16 protein-coding genes and 1 riboswitch are annotated in these 17,880 nt (G+C 34.8%); of the genes, 10 read left to right on the forward strand and 6 right to left on the reverse strand.

Going from position 1 to position 17,880, the window contains the following annotated elements; genetic code table 11:
* The 3 genes from rfbC to rfbD all read right to left on the reverse strand — a co-directional run.
* Positions 1-554, reverse strand: a 554-nt coding sequence (gene rfbC, locus VW161_RS07215; protein WP_325192844.1) for a dTDP-4-dehydrorhamnose 3,5-epimerase, incomplete at its 3' end; no start/stop codon positions are given.
* A 10-nt stretch (positions 555-564) separates the two neighbouring features.
* Positions 565-1,437: a glucose-1-phosphate thymidylyltransferase RfbA gene (gene rfbA, locus VW161_RS07220; RefSeq protein ID WP_325192845.1), complete on the reverse strand. Its 873-nt coding sequence runs from the start codon at positions 1,435-1,437 to the stop codon at positions 565-567.
* Between the two features lie 164 nt (positions 1,438-1,601).
* Positions 1,602-2,462: a dTDP-4-dehydrorhamnose reductase gene (gene rfbD, locus VW161_RS07225; RefSeq protein ID WP_304087315.1), complete on the reverse strand. Its 861-nt coding sequence runs from the start codon at positions 2,460-2,462 to the stop codon at positions 1,602-1,604.
* 333 nt (positions 2,463-2,795) lie between these two features.
* On the opposite strand from rfbD, the gene VW161_RS07230 reads away from it, so the two are divergent.
* The 7 genes from VW161_RS07230 (at position 2,796) to mmp11 (ending at position 9,907) form a co-directional block, all read left to right on the forward strand.
* Positions 2,796-4,055: a nucleotide sugar dehydrogenase gene (locus VW161_RS07230; protein ID WP_304087314.1), complete on the forward strand. Its 1,260-nt coding sequence runs from the start codon at positions 2,796-2,798 to the stop codon at positions 4,053-4,055.
* A gap of 104 nt (positions 4,056-4,159) precedes the next feature.
* Entirely contained in the window at positions 4,160-5,443 is a 1,284-nt protein-coding gene (gene hacA, locus VW161_RS07235; RefSeq protein ID WP_304087313.1) for a homoaconitase large subunit, read from the forward strand.
* Position 5,444: 1 nt separating this feature from the next.
* Positions 5,445-5,930, forward strand: a complete 486-nt coding sequence (locus VW161_RS07240) for a 3-isopropylmalate dehydratase small subunit (protein WP_304087311.1) — start codon at positions 5,445-5,447, stop codon at positions 5,928-5,930.
* 119 nt (positions 5,931-6,049) lie between these two features.
* Complete coding sequence (locus tag VW161_RS07245; RefSeq protein WP_304087310.1) at positions 6,050-7,039, forward strand: isocitrate/isopropylmalate family dehydrogenase; 990 nt, start codon at positions 6,050-6,052, stop codon at positions 7,037-7,039.
* A gap of 28 nt (positions 7,040-7,067) precedes the next feature.
* Positions 7,068-8,063: a glycosyltransferase family 2 protein gene (locus tag VW161_RS07250; RefSeq protein ID WP_304087308.1), complete on the forward strand. Its 996-nt coding sequence runs from the start codon at positions 7,068-7,070 to the stop codon at positions 8,061-8,063.
* Between the two features lie 332 nt (positions 8,064-8,395).
* Entirely contained in the window at positions 8,396-8,827 is a 432-nt protein-coding gene (ribH, locus tag VW161_RS07255) for a 6,7-dimethyl-8-ribityllumazine synthase (RefSeq protein WP_304087305.1), read from the forward strand.
* A 141-nt stretch (positions 8,828-8,968) separates the two neighbouring features.
* Positions 8,969-9,907, forward strand: a complete 939-nt coding sequence (gene mmp11, locus VW161_RS07260) for a methanogenesis marker protein 11 (protein WP_304087303.1) — start codon at positions 8,969-8,971, stop codon at positions 9,905-9,907.
* An 84-nt stretch (positions 9,908-9,991) separates the two neighbouring features.
* Here mmp11 and dusB read toward each other — a convergent pair whose 3' ends face one another.
* Complete coding sequence (gene dusB / locus VW161_RS07265; protein WP_304093300.1) at positions 9,992-10,984, reverse strand: tRNA dihydrouridine synthase DusB; 993 nt, start codon at positions 10,982-10,984, stop codon at positions 9,992-9,994.
* Between the two features lie 356 nt (positions 10,985-11,340).
* Complete coding sequence (locus tag VW161_RS07270) at positions 11,341-11,970, reverse strand: DUF3800 domain-containing protein (RefSeq protein ID WP_325192846.1); 630 nt, start codon at positions 11,968-11,970, stop codon at positions 11,341-11,343.
* A gap of 344 nt (positions 11,971-12,314) precedes the next feature.
* Positions 12,315-12,464: riboswitch (FMN riboswitch) on the forward strand.
* Positions 12,465-12,626: 162 nt separating this feature from the next.
* Here VW161_RS07270 and ribB point away from each other — a divergent pair.
* Complete coding sequence (ribB, locus tag VW161_RS07275) at positions 12,627-13,268, forward strand: 3,4-dihydroxy-2-butanone-4-phosphate synthase (protein WP_304087295.1); 642 nt, start codon at positions 12,627-12,629, stop codon at positions 13,266-13,268.
* A gap of 182 nt (positions 13,269-13,450) precedes the next feature.
* Positions 13,451-15,109, forward strand: a complete 1,659-nt coding sequence (tfrA, locus tag VW161_RS07280) for a fumarate reductase (CoM/CoB) subunit TfrA (protein ID WP_325192847.1) — start codon at positions 13,451-13,453, stop codon at positions 15,107-15,109.
* Between the two features lie 139 nt (positions 15,110-15,248).
* On the opposite strand, the gene VW161_RS07285 is transcribed toward tfrA, so the two are convergent.
* The gene (locus tag VW161_RS07285; protein WP_325192848.1) at positions 15,249-16,577 is read right to left on the reverse strand and encodes an amidohydrolase family protein; all 1,329 of its coding nucleotides are present in this window, start codon (positions 16,575-16,577) and stop codon (positions 15,249-15,251) included.
* Positions 16,578-17,294: 717 nt separating this feature from the next.
* Here VW161_RS07285 and VW161_RS07290 point away from each other — a divergent pair.
* Positions 17,295-17,880: hypothetical protein (locus VW161_RS07290; protein WP_325192849.1), on the forward strand; the 586-nt coding region annotated here is incomplete at its 3' end.

The following is a 17,880-nucleotide window of genomic DNA, read 5'->3' on the forward strand; positions in this document are numbered from 1 at the left end:
GTTTCAGTTTCCTTCATTGGTTTCCATAACTTATCCTTATCCGATAAAAGGATGTTTTCCTCACCGATTCCTTCCAATGGCCAATCAATAGCTATATCCGGATCATTCCAAATGATTCCTCCTTCATCCTCGCCATTATAGAAATCAGTGCATTTGTAAACGAATTCCGCTTCATCAGATAAGACCAAAAATCCATGAGCAAATCCTTTTGGAACAAAAAGCTGTTTCTTATTCTCTTCAGAAAGAATCTCTCCAACCCATTTTCCATAGGTTTCAGAATTTTTCCTTAGGTCAACAGCTACATCAAAAACCTCACCTCTTATTACACGAACCAATTTTCCTTGAGGTTGAGTGTATTGAAAATGAAGCCCTCTTAAAACTCCTTTTGATGATTTTGATTGATTGTCCTGGACAAAGGTCAAGTCGATTCCTTCCTCCTTGAAATCGTTTTCATTATAGGTTTCCATAAAGTATCCTCTCTCATCACCAAAAACTGTTGGCTCAACAGTGAAGACTCCTTCAATTTCACTTTTTGTAATCTTGAATTTACCCATTTTTACACTCCTAGAGTTTTCTATCAGCCAATTCAATTAAATATTGGCCATATTCTGTCTTTTCAAGAGGCTTTGCCAATCTCAATAAGTCCTCTTTGTTGATATAACCTTTCAAATAAGCTATCTCTTCTAAACAAGCAATATACAAACTTTGTCTTCTTTGAACGGTCTCAATGAAGTTACTTGCTTCAAGCAAACCGTCATGAGTTCCTGTATCAAGCCAAGCCATTCCTCTACCGAGCAACTCAACTTTAAGCTTGCCGCATTTAAGGTACTCTTCATTCACTGAAGTGATTTCAAGCTCACCCCTATCAGATGGCTTTACATTCTTAGCTATTTCAATTACATCATTGTCATAGAAATAAAGTCCAGGAACCACATAATTGGATTTAGGATGCTCTGGCTTTTCTTCAATTGACAATACATTCCAGTCCTTATCAAACTCAACAACACCGAATGCTTCCGGCTTGTTTGTATAGTATCCAAAAATCACTGCTCCTTCTTCAAGGTTATATGCCCTTTCCAATATTTCAGTGAATCTGTGTCCATGGAATACATTGTCTCCCAAGATAAGGGCAACCTTGTCATCGCCGATGAATTCCTCACCGATTATGAATGCTTCAGCCAAGCCATTAGGATTTTCCTGTTCAGCATAAGAGAAGGACATTCCCAAATCAGACCCGTCACCTAACAATTCCTTATACATAGGCAAGTCTCTTGGAGTTGAAATGATGAGAATATCCTTAATGTTAGCTAACATCAAAACTGATATTGGATAATAGATCATTGGTTTATCATATAAAGGCAATAGCTGTTTGGAAACAGCTTTTGTAATTGGGTACAATCTTGTTCCAGCACCACCAGCCAATACGATTCCTTTCATATAATCACCCACTTATAGAAATTATTTTGTAATATAATTTTGTAATATTTTTTGTAAAATTATTTGTAAATTATTTTGCAGTAATCTTATTATGAAACATGTAAACTAATTTAGATTTATTTTAATTTCTTTTTTTAGTTTATTTTTTAATTTCTTTAAAATAATCAAATCTTTCTAAGTCTCTTGAAAAAATTATACAATGATAAGTATGCGCCTAAAGCCTCTTTATAATCTCTCATTGCAACAAAACCTGACGCATTCCACTTTTTATTGTCCAAAACTGAATAATGAGGTCTTGGAGCAGGCCTTGGGAATTCCTCAGTGCTTACTGGAATGACATTAACGTCAACATCGGACAATTCGAATATCAGTTTTGCAAATTCATACCAGGAACATTCCCCTTCATTTGTCACATGGTAAATGCCGTACTTGTCACTATGCAATAGATTTGTGATTGCTACAGCCAAATCCAAGGAATATGTTGGAGATCCTATCTGATCATTCACTACAGTGATCTCATCATGAGTTTCTGCAAGGCCCAACATGGTCTTTACGAAATTGTTTCCATGAAGGCCATATAGCCATGCAGTACGAAGAATGAAATACTTGTCAGTGTTTTCCTGGATTAATTTCTCCCCTTCCAATTTTGTTTTTCCATAAGCGCTTTGAGGACCTAAGTTATCGGTTTCAACAAGAGGAGTTCTTTTGCTTCCATCAAAGACATAATCTGTGCTGATATGTACTAAAGGAACATCAATGCTTTTGCAAGCGATGGCTAAATTTTTAGGGCCTAATGCATTTACAGCATATGCCTCATCATAATGGGTTTCACAATCATCGACAGCAGTATAAGCTGCAGCATTTATGACTAAATCAGGTGATTTCTCACTGATAAACTCCATCACTTTCTCTTCATCGCTTATGTCCAAATCCTTAGAACCGGTACAGATCAATTCAAAGTTTTTTAAAACCTCTCTTAAATCAGAACCTAACATTCCATAGGCACCAGTTATCATTATTTTCATAAAATTCCTCAAATTAAATTAAAAATTAATTAAACTTTAAAGTTACATAAAATATTGGTTAAAGCATTAATTTTAAAGCATTAATTAAAACATCATAATATAATTTTTAGTTTTATAAAATATAAATATATTCTATAAAATAAAATAGCGATTAAATAAAATATTTATATTAAATAAAAATCATAAATAAAATCGTATAAACTGTTAATATTTTAAAAAATAATAACTTAAAAATTTTAAAATAACTTAAGAAATAATTTTAAAAAAATAATTTTAAAAAAAAATTTATAATAATTTTAATCAATTGCAAAGAAGATTATCAGGGCGATATTTATGAAAATTTGTATTGTAGGTCAAGGTTACATTGGATTGCCAACAGCCGCATTGTTTGCTAAAAATGGCTGTGAAGTCCTTGGAGTAGATGTGAATGAGGAAATTGTAGATAAGTTAAACCAAGGAATAGCTCATATTGAAGAGCCTGGAATTACAGAAGCCATTAGTAATGCTGTTGAAAAAGGACACTACCACGCTTCATTGAAGCCGGAAGAGGCGGACACATTTATCATAACAGTCCCTACACCTTATGTGAAAGAGGACTTGAGTTGTGACTTAAGCTATGTGATTTCCGCATGCCAATCCATCTTGCCTGTTTTGAAAAAGGGAAACGTTGTTATCATTGAATCTACAATAGCTCCTATGTCCACTGATGAAATAATAAAGCCAATCTTTGAAAATGAAGGATTTGCAATTGGAGAAGATTTGTTCCTTGCTCATTGCCCTGAAAGAGTTCTCCCTGGACAAATCATGGAAGAATTGGTAAACAACAACAGAATTGTAGGTGGAATAACAGAAGAGTGCAGCCGTAAGGCAGCTGATGTTTACAGAACCTTTGTTGAAGGGGAAATAATTGAAACTGAAGCGAAAACTGCAGAATTGTCCAAATGTATGGAAAACACCTTTAGGGATGTGAATATTGCACTTGCAAATGAACTTGCAAAGATAGGTGCTGAAATCGGAGTGAATGCTCTTGATGTAATTGAAATGGCTAACAAACACCCAAGAGTGAATATCCATAGCCCAGGACCTGGTGTAGGTGGACACTGTCTTGCAATTGATCCTTATTTCATTTATGCAAAGGCACCTGAAACCGCTAAGATAATCAAGCTGGCAAGAGATACAAACAACAGCATGCCGGGATTCGTAATTGAAAACACCGGCAAGATACTATCCAAGCTTGATGCTGATGCAGAAAAGATCTCTGTCTTTGGAGTGGCATATAAGGGAAATACCGATGATGCAAGGGAAAGCCCTGCATTTGAAATAATAACTGGATTGAAGGCAGCAGGATATGAAATAGCTATCCATGACCCACACTTTGACAATCCGGATTACTTTGATTTCGATGAAGCCACTAAAGACTCATCATTGGTCTTGATATTAACAGACCATGACCAATTCAAAAACTTGGATTATGAAAGATTATCTGAAAACATGAAAACAGGAATCATCTTTGACACCAAAAACATAATCAAGGAAGTGCCGGATGAGATTACTTTAATAAATTATGGAAACTTGTATAAATACAACAAATAATTGATTTCTAAAATTAATTTCTAAAATGCAATATAAGATAAATAATTCAAAATTAAGTTTATGCTAACTAACTATCATTAACTCTTTTTAAATGAGGTGAAAATATGTCAACAATTGCTGAAAAGATATTTGCAAGAGCTTCAGGCAAAGGAGAAACTGAAGCTGGTGACATTGTCATGGCAGATATCGATATAGCTATGATGCACGATTTGACTGGACCTCTCGCAGTTGAATCATTCAATAAAATAGGAACTGAAAAGGTATGGGATTCCTCTAAAATTGTAATTCCCTTTGACCATCAGGTTCCAGCAGATTCTCTAGATTCCGCCAATAACCATATATTGATGAGAAAATTTGTAAAGGAACAGAACATTGAAAACTTCTACGATGTAAAGGAAGGGGTTTGTCATCAGGTCTTGCCTGAAAAAGGCCATGTAATACCTGGAACCGTTATTGTAGGTGCAGACTCACATACATGCACATATGGAGCTCTTGGTGCATTTGCAACTGGAATCGGCTCTACAGATATGGCAATGGTCTTGTCTACCGGACAGTTATGGTTCAAGGTGCCTGAAACAATCAGATTCAATGTGGAAGGAAAGCTTAAAGAGAACACATCAGCAAAGGATGTTATCTTGAACATCATAGGTCAGGTTGGAGCGGATGGCGCAACCTATAAGTCATGTGAATTTGCAGGGGAAACAATCTCCAACATGAGCATCTCAGATAGGATGGTCCTATCAAATATGGCAATTGAAATGGGAGGAAAAACAGGACTTATCGAGCCTGATGGAAAGACATATGATTACCTTAAAGACCGTGTAAGCGGTGAAAACAAAAACAGACTTAAGGCATTTATTGAAAAATCAAACCTTAAGAGCGACCTTGACTCTCCAAGCCTTGAAATTATGGATATTGATGTTAGCGAGCTTGAACCGCAAATAGCTTGTCCTCATAATGTGGATAATGTAAAGCCTGCAAGCGAGCTTGATGATGTTGAACTCGACCAAGTCTTTATCGGCTCATGCACAAATGGAAGAATCGAAGACTTGAGAGATGCTGCGAGGATTTTGAAAGGAAACAAGATAGCGAATGAACTTAGAATGTTGGTCATTCCTGCCTCTAAGGAAACTTACATTAAGGCATTGGATGAAGGATTAATCAAGATATTTGTAGAAGCTGGAGCCCTTGTTTCAGCACCATGCTGTGGACCTTGCCTTGGAGGCCATACTGGCCTTATCGGACCTGATGAGGTAAGTCTTTCAACATCCAACAGAAACTTTAAGGGAAGACAGGGAAGTCCAGAAGGAAAGGTTTACTTATCTTCAGCTAAAGTGGCTGCACAGTCAGCTATTGAAGGAAGAATTGCTGTGCCTAAGGAGGAATAATATGAAAGGAAAAGTTTGGAAATTTGGAAATGACATTGATACAGACATTATTCTTCCAGGAAGATACTTGATTTACACTGATGAGGAAAGGTTATCAGAGCATTGCATGGAAGGATTGGTATCTGACTTTAAGTCAAAGGTAAATGAGGGAGACTTCATTCTTGGAGGAACAAACTTCGGATGCGGATCAAGCAGAGAGCATGCTCCAATAGCCATTAAAGGATGTGGAATATCTGCTGTAATAGCCGAATCCTTTGCAAGAATCTTTTATAGAAATGCAACAAATGTTGGAGTTCCGCTTTTGGAAGCTCCTGGAGTGTCTGCACTTATTGAAGATGGCGAGGAAATCGAAGTGGATATGGAAAATGGATTGATAATTTCAGAAAGCGGAAAGGAAATTGAATTTAAGAAATTACCTCCATTCATGCTTGAAATCCTTGAATCCGGTGGTTTGATCAATTATTTAAAGAATCAAAAGAACGAATAAATAGATTATAATTTTCTTATAAATTGTTCTAAAAATTATCAAAAAATTATTTAAAATTATTTAAAAAACTATTTTAGAAAATTATTATTTTTACTATTAATCATCAATGAGGTTAAAAAATGTATAATATTGCTGTAATTCCAGGAGATGGAATTGGTAAGGAAGTTATGGATGCATGCATAAGTGTATTGAATTCATTGGATATTGACTTTAATTTCAATTACGGTGAAGCTGGAGACGAATGCCTTGAAAAAAATGGAGAAGCTTTGCCAGATGAAACAATAGAGCTTGCAAAAAGTGCAGACGCATGTCTTTTTGGAGCTGCAGGAGAAACTGCAGCAGACGTAATTGTAAGGCTTAGACAGGAATTGAACCTGTTTGCAAACCTAAGGCCAGTGAAATCATATCCAAACACAAATGCCCTTTTTGACAACCTTGACTTTATGATAGTTAGGGAAAACACTGAAGGAATGTATATTGCCAAGGAAGAGGAATATACTGAAGAAGGGGCAATAGCTAGAAGAATCATTACCAAAAAAGCTGAAAGAAGGATTATCGATTACGCTTTCCAATATGCTAAAAACAACAACAAGTCTAAAGTCACTGGAGTTCATAAGGCAAATGTCTTGAAGGTCACTGATGGATTGTTCAAGGAAATACTATACGAAGTGGCTAAAGACTATGAAGGTGAGATAGAAGTGGAAGACTTCTATGTAGATGCCACTGCAATGTATCTCATCACAAGGCCTGAAAGCTTTGAAGTCATTGTAACCACAAACTTGTTTGGAGATATCCTATCAGATGAGGGAGCAGGCCTTGTAGGTGGATTAGGCATGATTCCATCTGGAAACATTGGAGAGGATGGGGCATTGTTTGAACCTGTTCATGGTTCTGCACCAGACATTGCAGGCCAAGGAATTGCAAATCCAATGGCTATGCTTCTATCAGCTTGCATGATGCTAAACTACTTGAAGGAATATGAAGCTGAAGAAAGATTGAATGATGCAATACTTGAAGTCTTGAATGAAGGAAAAACCTTAACTCCAGACCTTGGAGGAAAAGCAAGCACTAGTGAAGTGGCTGAAGCAATAATCAATGCATTGAATTAATATTAGTTCATAAAAAAAGTGATTTTAAATGACCGATCCAAAAATATCCGTTATTCTTTCTGCATACAATGAAGAGAAATTCATCAGTAAAGCCATTGAAAGTGTAGTGAACCAGACATTGAAAGATATAGAAATTATCATTATCAATGATGAATCAACTGATGATACCTTAGACATCATCAATAGCTATGCAAACGAGGACAACAGAATAGTAGTCATAGACCAGGAAAACATCGGCCTTGGTGCAAGCAGAAACAAGGGCATGAAAATAGCTAAAGGAGAGTATGTCACTTTTCTTGATGGTGATGACTGGTTTAAGGAGGATGCCTTTGAAATCGCTTATAATGAGGCAAAGGCTAAGGATACAGATATCACCATGTATCAGATGATCAATTATGATGATGAAACCGGAAGGGTCTATGAAAACGATTGGTTTAACTTAAATAATCTTGATGAAAGCTTTGATGATGTTGTGTTTTCACCTGAGAAAACAAAGGATTTTCTCTTTGACCTATCTGTAAGCAGCTGCCAAAAGATTTATAGAAACAGCTTTTTGAAATCAATTGACGCAAGCTTTCCAGAGGGAATATACTTTGAGGACATGCCATTTTTCTTTTACGTTTATCTAAAGGCAGAAAGGATTTCAATCATCAGAAAGCATTTCTATTACAGAAGAAAGCACAATGCCTCAATTACTCATGTGGTTGATGCAAACTATTTGGATACTGTTGAAGCAGGTTGCGAACTTATGAGAAGAATGGTGGACAATGGGTTCTACGAAGACTACAAGTTCGACCTTTTAGCTTACAAGATCAATGGTCCGAGAATGGCACTTATGGACATTACAGAGGATTCTAAGGAGCCTCTTTTCAATCTGATAAAGGAAGATTATGAAAAGATTAAAGAGACTGAATATTATCAAGACTACTTGGATAATTTAGGTCCGAAGAAGAAAAAGTTCTTCCTGGATGTCTTGAAGTATGACAACTATTCTGAATTCAAAAAGGAAAATCCTGAATATTGATGATTTCCCATTTGATAATTTTTATGAATGAAAAAATGAAAAATTTAAAAAATATTTAAATAATATAAAACATTTATAAGTAATTACAATAATATATAAAAATATTAGAAGATTAAAATTACAAAATTTAATTATCTAAAAAAAGGAGATTTAAAATGGACGCAGTAAAAATTGCAGCATTGTTTATTATTTTTATTATGGTTTTCAGTGCAGTGGCTACTTTCATTGCATATGTGCTCTAAATCAAGAATAGTTCATGATGAAAATGGTAAATGAAAATAAAAAATTAAATCTAATCAATTACAAGAAAATTTTAATGTGGAGGATAAAAAATGGTAAAATATAATATTGGTGCAGTAGTTGCAGAATTTAATTATGATATTACTCATATGATGTTAGAACTTGCAAAAGCAGAAGCTAAAGTTCGTGACTGTGAAATTACAAAAATCGTAATGGTTCCTGGCGTATTCGATATGCCACTCGCTATCAAGAAATTAACTGAAGCAGACGAAGAAGGTAAAATTGACCTTGACTGCATAATCACTTTAGGTACTGTAATTGAAGGTGCAACCGATCACGACCAAATCGTAGCTCAACATGCATCCCGTAAAATTGCTGACTTATCCTTAGAATGGGGTAAACCAATTTCCCTTGGTATCAGCGGTCCTGGAATGACCAGATTAGATGCACACAGAAGAGTTAGCTATGGTAAAAACGCTGTTGAAGCAGCTGTTAAAATGTGTGACAGATTACAAGACATTTAAATTTGAAAATTTAATTTATTAAAAGAATTTGATTCAATCAATTCTTTTAAACTATTTTTACTATTTTAAAAAATTTAATTGATTTAATCATTATTGGAAAAATTTTGATTAAACTTTCATCACAAAAGTTTAGATGATAATATGGCAATTTTAAAACCTGAAGAGTTAAAGGAAAAATTTGATGACCCATGGATTGCTCCATATGAGAAAGTCATTACAATGGCAGATGGAGATATTGTAGAACTTATTGAATACCACCCATGCCCAAGCGGTTCCAACTGGCTTCTTTATCAATACCAACACAGCAGTGAACTTATCATTGACGCTAAAAGAGATGGAAACAAGCACACCTACCTTTGTAAAGTAGGCAAAAAGCCAATTGACCTTAAGGCAAGTATCAACGCTGCTGGAATTGAAGAAGTGGCAATTGATGAAGAGGCAAAGGAAGTTAAGGTAACCCACGGAGGCCTTGCTGGTGCTGGTGTAGGTGCTGGAATGTGCAGAGGAATGGGGGAAGGTGTCAAATACGTGGATGTCCTTGAAGTTGGAGGAGGAAGTAAGGAAGGAAAAGCTACTGTTGTAACTCCAAAATACGAAAAACTAGTCATTGGAATTGACGACACAGACGTTAAGGATGCTGGAGCAACCTGGACTATGGCGCATAACATTGGCCTTCAATTAAAAGAGGAAGGATTTGAGTATCTTGACCATATTATCGTTCAGTTATTCCCACATAATCCTCACAAAACTCAAAACTGTGTTTCAATTGCACTTACCTTCGCTGTAATGGCTGAAGATAAGGAAAGATTGATCAATAGACTTATTGAAATCTTAGAGCACGACACATTATCCGATAAGACTGCAATATCTATTCTCGAAGGAATTGGAATCCCACCAAAACTTAGAGAATATGCACTGGCTACAAAAACCGGCATGATGGATGTTGAAACTGCTGAAAAGCTTGCAGAAGAATTGGACATTCCACTTATTGCAGTTACAGGAGACCAAGGTAAAGTAGGTGCACTTGCAGCTTTAGGTCTTCATGATGATGTTGATGAGGCTGTTAAAGTCTATTACTAGACCAAGCTTTTTGAGCCTTCGGCTCAAAAACCTTGACCAAAACATTTTCACTAGTTGGGAGTATTCACTCTTAACTTTCTATTTTTATTTATATTGCTCTTTTTCCATTGATTTTACATAATTATCCAATAGATTAAACAGATCTTCTTTTGTATTCATTTTAAATATTTGCTGTTTTAATTCAATTGTTCTTGGCAACTTCTTAACATAATAGGCAGCTTGAGTTCTCATTTTTGGAATTGCAAATTCCTCTCCCTTGACTTCAATGAGCATATCTATATGTTTTTTCAATGTTTCCATTCTCTCTTCCATTGTAACTTCATATGGAAGTGTGCCATCTTCAATATAATTGACACAATCCCTGATAAGCCATGGATTTCCAAGTGATGCCCTTCCAATCATTACTGCATCACAAGATGTTTCATCAAGCATTCTTTTTGCATCAAAACAAGACTTGATATCACCATTTCCAATAACGGGGATGTTCACATTTTCCTTAACTTCTTTTATAATGGACCAATCTGCCTTTCCTGAGTATCCTTGATCCTTTGTTCTTGGATGAACGGTAATGGCTGATGCACCTGCATCTTCAACTATCTCAGCTATTTTCACAGCATTGATTGTATTCTTATCCCAACCGCTTCTAATCTTTACAGTCACTGGAATCGGTACAATGTCTACAATAGATTCTACAATAGATTTTACCTTATCTGGGTCTTTCATCAATGCACATCCTGCCTTTGACCTGTTTGTCACCTTAGTTACTGGACATCCCATGTTAATGTCAATGATATCTACATTTGTATTCTCCCAGATGTACTTTGATGCAAAGGTGAGAGATTCCAAATCTGAGCCGACAATCTGCTGTGAAATCGGATGTTCATAGTCAGTCATGTACAGCATTTCCTTGGTTTTCCAATTGCCGTACATAATAGCCTTGTCTGAAACCATTTCTGTTTCAATCAGCCCACAGCCCATTGACTTTACAATGGTTCTAAAGCTGAAGTCACATACTCCTGCCATAGGGGCCAAAGCTATCTGATTGTCTATTTCAACATTTCCAATTTTCCACTTCATATTAATCAGTTATGATCTTTTAATTTTACATTATTAAAAATATATTTATTTTGAAAATATATAATTCATTCCGCTTATAAGATTTAAAAATATAGGGCGGCATTCATATAATAATTATTTTTCTTCTTGAGGGGATGTTGCAATAATACAAAAAAAGCATGATTAAACTATTTATTAAAAATAGTAAACAAATAGACATTTTTAGATAATATAGGGCCAAATAAACCATTTCAATAGAAAGATATAAATATAAATGGGCTATAATAATTAATGTAAGATATAGAAGGTAAAAGCTTGTTTAGAAGTTTAGCCTATATGTCCTTGTCGTGACGAACGGCGACTTTCCATAATATAGGTCAATTAGGTGGCTGTAGGTTCTTCTCATCTTCAAATACTCTTTTTAAATTTTTATTCTTTATTAACTTACTGAATTCATTATTATTTTTTTCAAAATTCTTAAACACTGCCCAAGAAATTAAATCAACAACTTGTAATCCTTTAAAATTAGCTGAATCAACATGTTTTAAACTCACTGGGTATTTTTTAGGATTATTCAAATTTTTTAAAAATCTCTTATTAAAATCGATTATTTCCTCATGTTTATTTTTTGATTTATCAATGAAAATGGATGTTGAATTATCTATATTAATTAGTTTAGCCAATTCTGAAGCTAACTCATCATATAACTCGTTATTATTGTATCCAGATGAAATTTTATACCTATTTATTTTTTCAAACACGATTATAAAAACTTCGTAATCTATATTTTCTAATCTTTTTAAGATTTTAATTTTAATATATTTTGGCAAGTTATTCCCTTTAATTTCATTTGATAAGGTAATCTTTCTTGTGGAGTTTCTAGTCTTGCTTATTATCCTATCCAATTTTTTATGCTCATCGACTTTTATTCCAGCCATAACAAAATAATTGGAACTAGATTTTTTTGTTCCCAAATCACCACTTTCATCTATAAAAATATAATACATGATAAACACTTGAAATAATAATTAAGATTAGAAATATTGTATAAAATAAAATTAGTAAAAGGAAGCATATAAGTTTTTTTTAAAAAATAAGAACAAAATAGTTTTAAAATTAAAAAATAATGATTTTTTGTTTACTATTTATTAAAAATTATAAAAATTACAATCTAATTATAATTTAACTGGATTAAATCAATTTAAATTTTGATGAAAAAATTATAATAATTTTGTAAAAAAAACAATTAAAAAATTTTTATTAACAGGATTAACTTTGTTAAAATAATAATAAAATAAAAATATGCTTATATATAAAAAAGTATTTTAACCACTTACAATATATTTTAATATACAATTCTCAGGGCGGAGTGAAATTCTCCACCGGTGGTGATTCATTAAGAAGAAAATCTATTTTAAAATGATAAGTCCACGAGCACATTGGTGTTGATTTGGTGAAAGTCCAAAACCGACGGTGATAGTCCGGATGGAAGAGAATATGAGTTTAAAGTAAATAGGTCCAGATAACTCTATGTTTGATTAATAGAGAATAGCTAAAAATCTAAAAAAATTATATTTACTTAAAAATAAATATCCTTTTTTTGCCCTGATTCTAGTAACTAGAATTAGAAAACTTTTAATTTAAACAACTAAGGAGCTTTACTATGAATCATGAAGAAAGTTTAAAAGGAAGTCCTCAAGAAAGAGTGGAAATAGCATTGGATGCAATTAGATCAGGAAATGGAGTCATTGTAACTGATGATGAAGACAGAGAAAATGAAGGAGACATGATCTTTTCATCAGAACACTTGACTGAAGAGCAAATGGCACTTCTCATAAGAGAAGGAAGTGGAATCGTATGCTTATGCTTAACCCCTGAAAAGGCAGATGAATTAGAACTTCCTTTAATGGTAGAAAACAATACAAGTACTTATGGTACTGGATTTACAATAACAATTGAAGCAGCAGAAGGGGTGACCACTGGCGTATCTGCAGCAGACAGAGTGAAAACCGTAAAGGCTGCATCCAATCCAGATGCAAAGCCAAGTGATTTGAATCACCCAGGTCACGTATTCCCACTTAGAGCTAAAGAAGGGGGAGTGCTTGAAAGAGATGGTCATACTGAAGCAACCATCGACTTGATGAGACTTGCTGGCCTTAATCCTTGTGGAGTATTATGTGAAATCACATTGCCAAATGGAACCATGGCAAGAATGCCAGATGTAATTGAGTTCTCAAAAGAGCATGACATGCCTATTGTAACAATTGAAGATATTATACAATATCGTAAAGAAAATAACGTTTAACCAAGCTTTTTGACTTCGTCAAAAACCTTGACCAAAATTTTTTGCAATTAAATTAAAAAACTAGCAATTGATTAAAAAAAAAAACAACTAAGAAGGGAAATTATAGACAAGCTTTTTTGCCTTCGGCAAAAAACCTTGACCAAAATTCCTCAAATTACTAAAAACAACTAAGAAGGGAAATTATGGAAATTAAAACTATCACAACTGATGTATTGATTATAGGTTCTGGTGGTGCAGGCTGTAGAGCAGCAATTGAAGTGTCCAATCAAGGAAAGGAAGCATTGATTGTTTCAAAAGGATTGACTTTCAGATCAGGCTGTACTGGAATGGCTGAAGGTGGATACAATGCTGCACTTGGACTTGTAGACCCAGAGGATAGTGTAGAAGCGCATATTAAAGACACCTTAAAAGGTGGTAGCTACCTTAATGACCCTAAATTAGTGGACATTCTAATCAATGAATCACCTGACAGGCTCAATGACTTGGAAGAGTATGGCGCTCTCTTTGACAGACAGGAATCCGGTGAATTGAACCAAAGGCCATTTGGTGGTCAAACCTATAGAAGAACCTGTTTCCAAGGAGATAGAACCGGCCATGAAATCATGACTGCACTTAAGGAAGAAATCATCAAGCGTGGCATCAAGACCATTGATGAAGTGATGATTACAGCACTTATCAAGGATGACTCAAACAACATCCTCTCAAAAGTGATCGGTGCAGTTGGACTTGACCTCAAGAACAATGACATCATCTATTTCCAAGCAAAAGCTGTTGTTCTTGCTACTGGAGGATCCGGTCAATTGTTCCCTGTAACCTCAAACACTACCCAAAAGAATGGGGATGGATTTGCACTTGCATGGAATGTTGGAGCAGACCTTATTGACATGGAAGAGATACAGTTCCACCCAACAGGTATGGTCTATCCGGATTCAAGAAAGGGAGTTCTTGTAACTGAAGCGGTAAGGGCTGAAGGCGGAAGACTCATCAACAGCGAAGGTGAAAGGTTCATGGGCAGATACGATGACCGTATGGAACTTGCTACCCGTGACGTTGTCGCAAGGTCAATCTATAATGAGATCATGGAAGGAAGAGGAACAGAGCATGGAGGAGTATACCTTGATGTAAGCCACCTCGACCCAGACTTGATTGATGAAAAGCTTGAAACCATGGTGCTTCAGTTTGAAGACATTGGAGTGGACATAAAAACCGAACCAATGGAAGTTGCACCTACTGCACACCATCATATGGGAGGGGTCAGAATCAACGAAGATGGCCAATCCACTGTTGAAAACCTATTCGCTTGCGGTGAAGTGTGTGGAGGAGTCCATGGTGCAAACCGTCTCGGTGGAAATGCACTTGCAGACACTCAGGTATTCGGTAAAAGAGCAGGATTTGCGGCTGCCCTTGCATGTGACTTGACTACAATGCAGTACAATTTCACAGCTGTTGAAGAGGAAAAGGAAAGAATAGAATCATTGATGAAGGAAGGTTCTATCGATTCAATAGCTATGAAGAAGGAAATTCAGCAATTGATGTGGGAAAAAGTTTCAATTGTAAGAAATGAGCAAAACCTAAAGTCCGCTCTTGAAAGACTTCTTGAAATGAAAGAGGAATTGAATGACCTCAATGTTGATGAGAGAACCCAATTCAATGAATCACTCCTTACTGCACTTGAAGTAATCAATATGGTTGAAATCTGTATCCTTATCGTAAAATCTGCAATACTCAGAAGAGAAAGTAGAGGAGCGCACTTCAGAGAAGACTTCCCAGAAACAAATGATGAGCTTTGGAAAAAGAGCATTGTCATGGGACCAAATAAAATCAGATTTGCTAAACGTTAGTAAGATTGACTAATTTTTATCAATCTTATTTATTCTAATTTTTGTGGAGTTCAACTCCACTTTTTTTATCTTGGAAAAAATAGTTCGTATAATATAGAATTAAATAAAAAACTAAAAAAATATAGGAATAGAAAATTGCCTATTCCTCAGATTCTGATTCTCTTAACCCTTTCATTTCTGCAATAGCCCTTTTTGCCTCACTTAAGATATGGCCTTCATCTACAGTAAGCAATTTTCTGCCTTCCATCAATACCTTACCATTACAAATGGTAGTGTCAACATTGGAACCGTTAGCAGAGTAGACAAGATTGGATGAAATCGCATTGCTCATTGGAGTCATGTTAGGAGCATTGGTATCAACAAGAATAAGATCTGCCCTCTTGCCAACTTCAATTGAACCTGCATCAATTCCTAATGCATTTGCGCCATTGAATGTTGCCATATTAATCACTTCATCAGCTGTTGCCAATTTAGGATTGAGTGTTGAAACCTTTTGAAGAAGTGCTGCAAACTTCATCTCATCGAACATGTCAAGATTGTTATTGCTTGAAGCACCATCAGTACCAAGTCCGACACAAATATTTTGTTTCAATAATTCACCTATAGGTGCTGCACCTGAAGCAAGTTTCATGTTACTGCATGGGTTGTGTGAAACCTTGACATCATACTTTTTAATCAAATCTATCTCATTTTGGTCCAACCATACACCATGAGCAGCAACAATATCACTACCTAATATGCCCAAGTCATCTAAATACTCAAAGGGCCTTTTATTTTGATGAGCTTCCTTACAATCATTAATTTCCTTCATTGTCTCATTCATATGAATGTGGATACCAACTTGATGCTTATCAGCTTCCTTTCTAACCCTCTCGAGAAGCTCACTTGAAGTGGTATAGATTGAATGTGGACCGAACATTGTAGTGATTCTTCCATCAGCAGTATTGTTGTGATTTTTTATTAAAGATATGTTTTCCTTGAATTCATTCTCACGTTTTTCCTCAATGCCGAAATCAATCATACCATATGACAACACTGCCCTCATTCCAATTTCCTCTACAGCTTGGGCAACTCCATCCATATAGAAGTACATGTCTGAAAATGTGGTTGTACCGCTCTTGATCATTTCAGCCGCACCAAGAAGTGCACCTATGTAACAGTACTCCCTGCTTAAGTGTGCTTCCATAGGCCAGATATGATCGTTAAGCCAAGTGTCCAATTCCAAGTCATCAGCTATTCCACGTAAAAGTGACATTGAAATGTGAGTGTGAGTGTTGACAAGCCCTGGCATCAATATCTTATCAGTAGCGTCAATAATCTTTTCTGCATTTGATTCGTCGATTGCACTTCCTATTTCTGCAATCCTATCTTCAACTATCAATACATCAGCATTCTTTTCTTCAGTTTTTCCATTTCCCAATGGATTTAGTATAGTGGCATTTTTGATTAATATGTTTTGACTTTCCATTGAAACACCTGAATTTAATTATATTATATTATTTTTTTTAAGAATTTTCTAATTGTTATATTATATTTTGATTAGATTAAATTTAAAGATTTTTATTATAGAAATAAATTGAAAAAAAGCGAACCGATTAAAATAGATTAATAGCTAAAGAAAGATTAAGACTAAAATATACGAATAAAAAGATCTGTGTTTAGAAAACCCATTTTTAATTATGATAGTAAAAGGTTTTTCTTTATAAACATATATCTTAGGAAAAATAATATAGTTCGATAGTTTTAATAAATTTTTTTAATTATATAGTTTTAGGGTAATTTAATCTTAAGTCTTTAGCTAAAAATCTATATAAAGTATAATTGAATAAATATCCATTATACTTTATGTATTATATGTTGCTTATTTCATATAAATTTTTTTAATTATTAATTGACAACAATATCAAAACTAGCATAAAAATATCAATTTTAAAAAAATAATAGGTAAAAAAAGATTCAATCAAGCTTTTTTTAAAAGAGCAGCAAAAAATGCTGCCCTTAACATGATTTGATAACTAAAGTGATATGTTTTCTAATTCGGATATTAGATTATATCACAAGATATGATTTATAGAAAGTGCCTAAAGTATTTTATGATAATTGGTTAAAAATAGAAAAGAATAAAATAAGATTATTAGCATAATAATATTAATTAACTAAAATTAAGATTCAATTGGGGGTTAATATGAATTCAAGAGATATAATAATCATATGCGCTACAGCAATCATTCTTCTTGCAATTGGAATATTCATCATGGCAAATCCATTTGGAGGTGCTGGAGAAACTGCAATCCTAACAATGGAAAGCAAGCAACAGCTTAATGAAGGGGACAGCTTGATACTGAAGCTTTCAGATGAGAACAAAACTGCAATTTCAGGTGAAAGGATTGAGATAAACCTTACCCATGGAAGCAATGGAGTCACTGAAAACTTCACTCTCAAGACAAATGAAAATGGAGAGTGCAAGCTGGAAGACCTGATAGCAGACAACTTTACACTTTCCGCTAAGTTCAATGGAAACAAGGATTACAAGCCAGCCATGATTACTGGAACAATATATGTAAAGAAAAAAGCAAATCCAAGTAGCCAAACATCAAGAAGCGACAAGTACAAAACAGACAATAAGGCGGATGATGTCATTGACGGCTGGGATCCAAAAGAGCATGAGGTTTCAAGAGAAGACCTTGGTGATGGAACATATAGAATAACCTACGATGATGGATACTTTAGAATCGTGGATGAAGATGGAAACATCTTGACTTATGGGTACT

Origin of the sequence: Methanobrevibacter ruminantium (assembly GCF_016294135.1) — an archaeon.
Lineage (GTDB): Archaea > Methanobacteriota > Methanobacteria > Methanobacteriales > Methanobacteriaceae > Methanobrevibacter > Methanobrevibacter ruminantium_A.

Coding starts and splice junctions, on each gene's coding strand:
- rfbD (WP_304087315.1), bottom strand. CDS start 2,462: ATGAAAATAATGATAACTGGTGCCTATGGAATGTTAGGTTCTGATTTA.
- ribH (WP_304087305.1), top strand. CDS start 8,396: ATGGTAAAATATAATATTGGTGCAGTAGTTGCAGAATTTAATTATGAT.
- rfbA (WP_325192845.1), bottom strand. CDS start 1,437: ATGAAAGGAATCGTATTGGCTGGTGGTGCTGGAACAAGATTGTACCCA.
- VW161_RS07230 (WP_304087314.1), top strand. CDS start 2,796: ATGAAAATTTGTATTGTAGGTCAAGGTTACATTGGATTGCCAACAGCC.
- VW161_RS07245 (WP_304087310.1), top strand. CDS start 6,050: ATGTATAATATTGCTGTAATTCCAGGAGATGGAATTGGTAAGGAAGTT.
- hacA (WP_304087313.1), top strand. CDS start 4,160: ATGTCAACAATTGCTGAAAAGATATTTGCAAGAGCTTCAGGCAAAGGA.
- mmp11 (WP_304087303.1), top strand. CDS start 8,969: ATGGCAATTTTAAAACCTGAAGAGTTAAAGGAAAAATTTGATGACCCA.
- VW161_RS07250 (WP_304087308.1), top strand. CDS start 7,068: ATGACCGATCCAAAAATATCCGTTATTCTTTCTGCATACAATGAAGAG.
- VW161_RS07270 (WP_325192846.1), bottom strand. CDS start 11,970: ATGTATTATATTTTTATAGATGAAAGTGGTGATTTGGGAACAAAAAAA.
- VW161_RS07240 (WP_304087311.1), top strand. CDS start 5,445: ATGAAAGGAAAAGTTTGGAAATTTGGAAATGACATTGATACAGACATT.
- dusB (WP_304093300.1), bottom strand. CDS start 10,984: ATGAAGTGGAAAATTGGAAATGTTGAAATAGACAATCAGATAGCTTTG.
- VW161_RS07285 (WP_325192848.1), bottom strand. CDS start 16,577: ATGGAAAGTCAAAACATATTAATCAAAAATGCCACTATACTAAATCCA.
- ribB (WP_304087295.1), top strand. CDS start 12,627: ATGAATCATGAAGAAAGTTTAAAAGGAAGTCCTCAAGAAAGAGTGGAA.
- tfrA (WP_325192847.1), top strand. CDS start 13,451: ATGGAAATTAAAACTATCACAACTGATGTATTGATTATAGGTTCTGGT.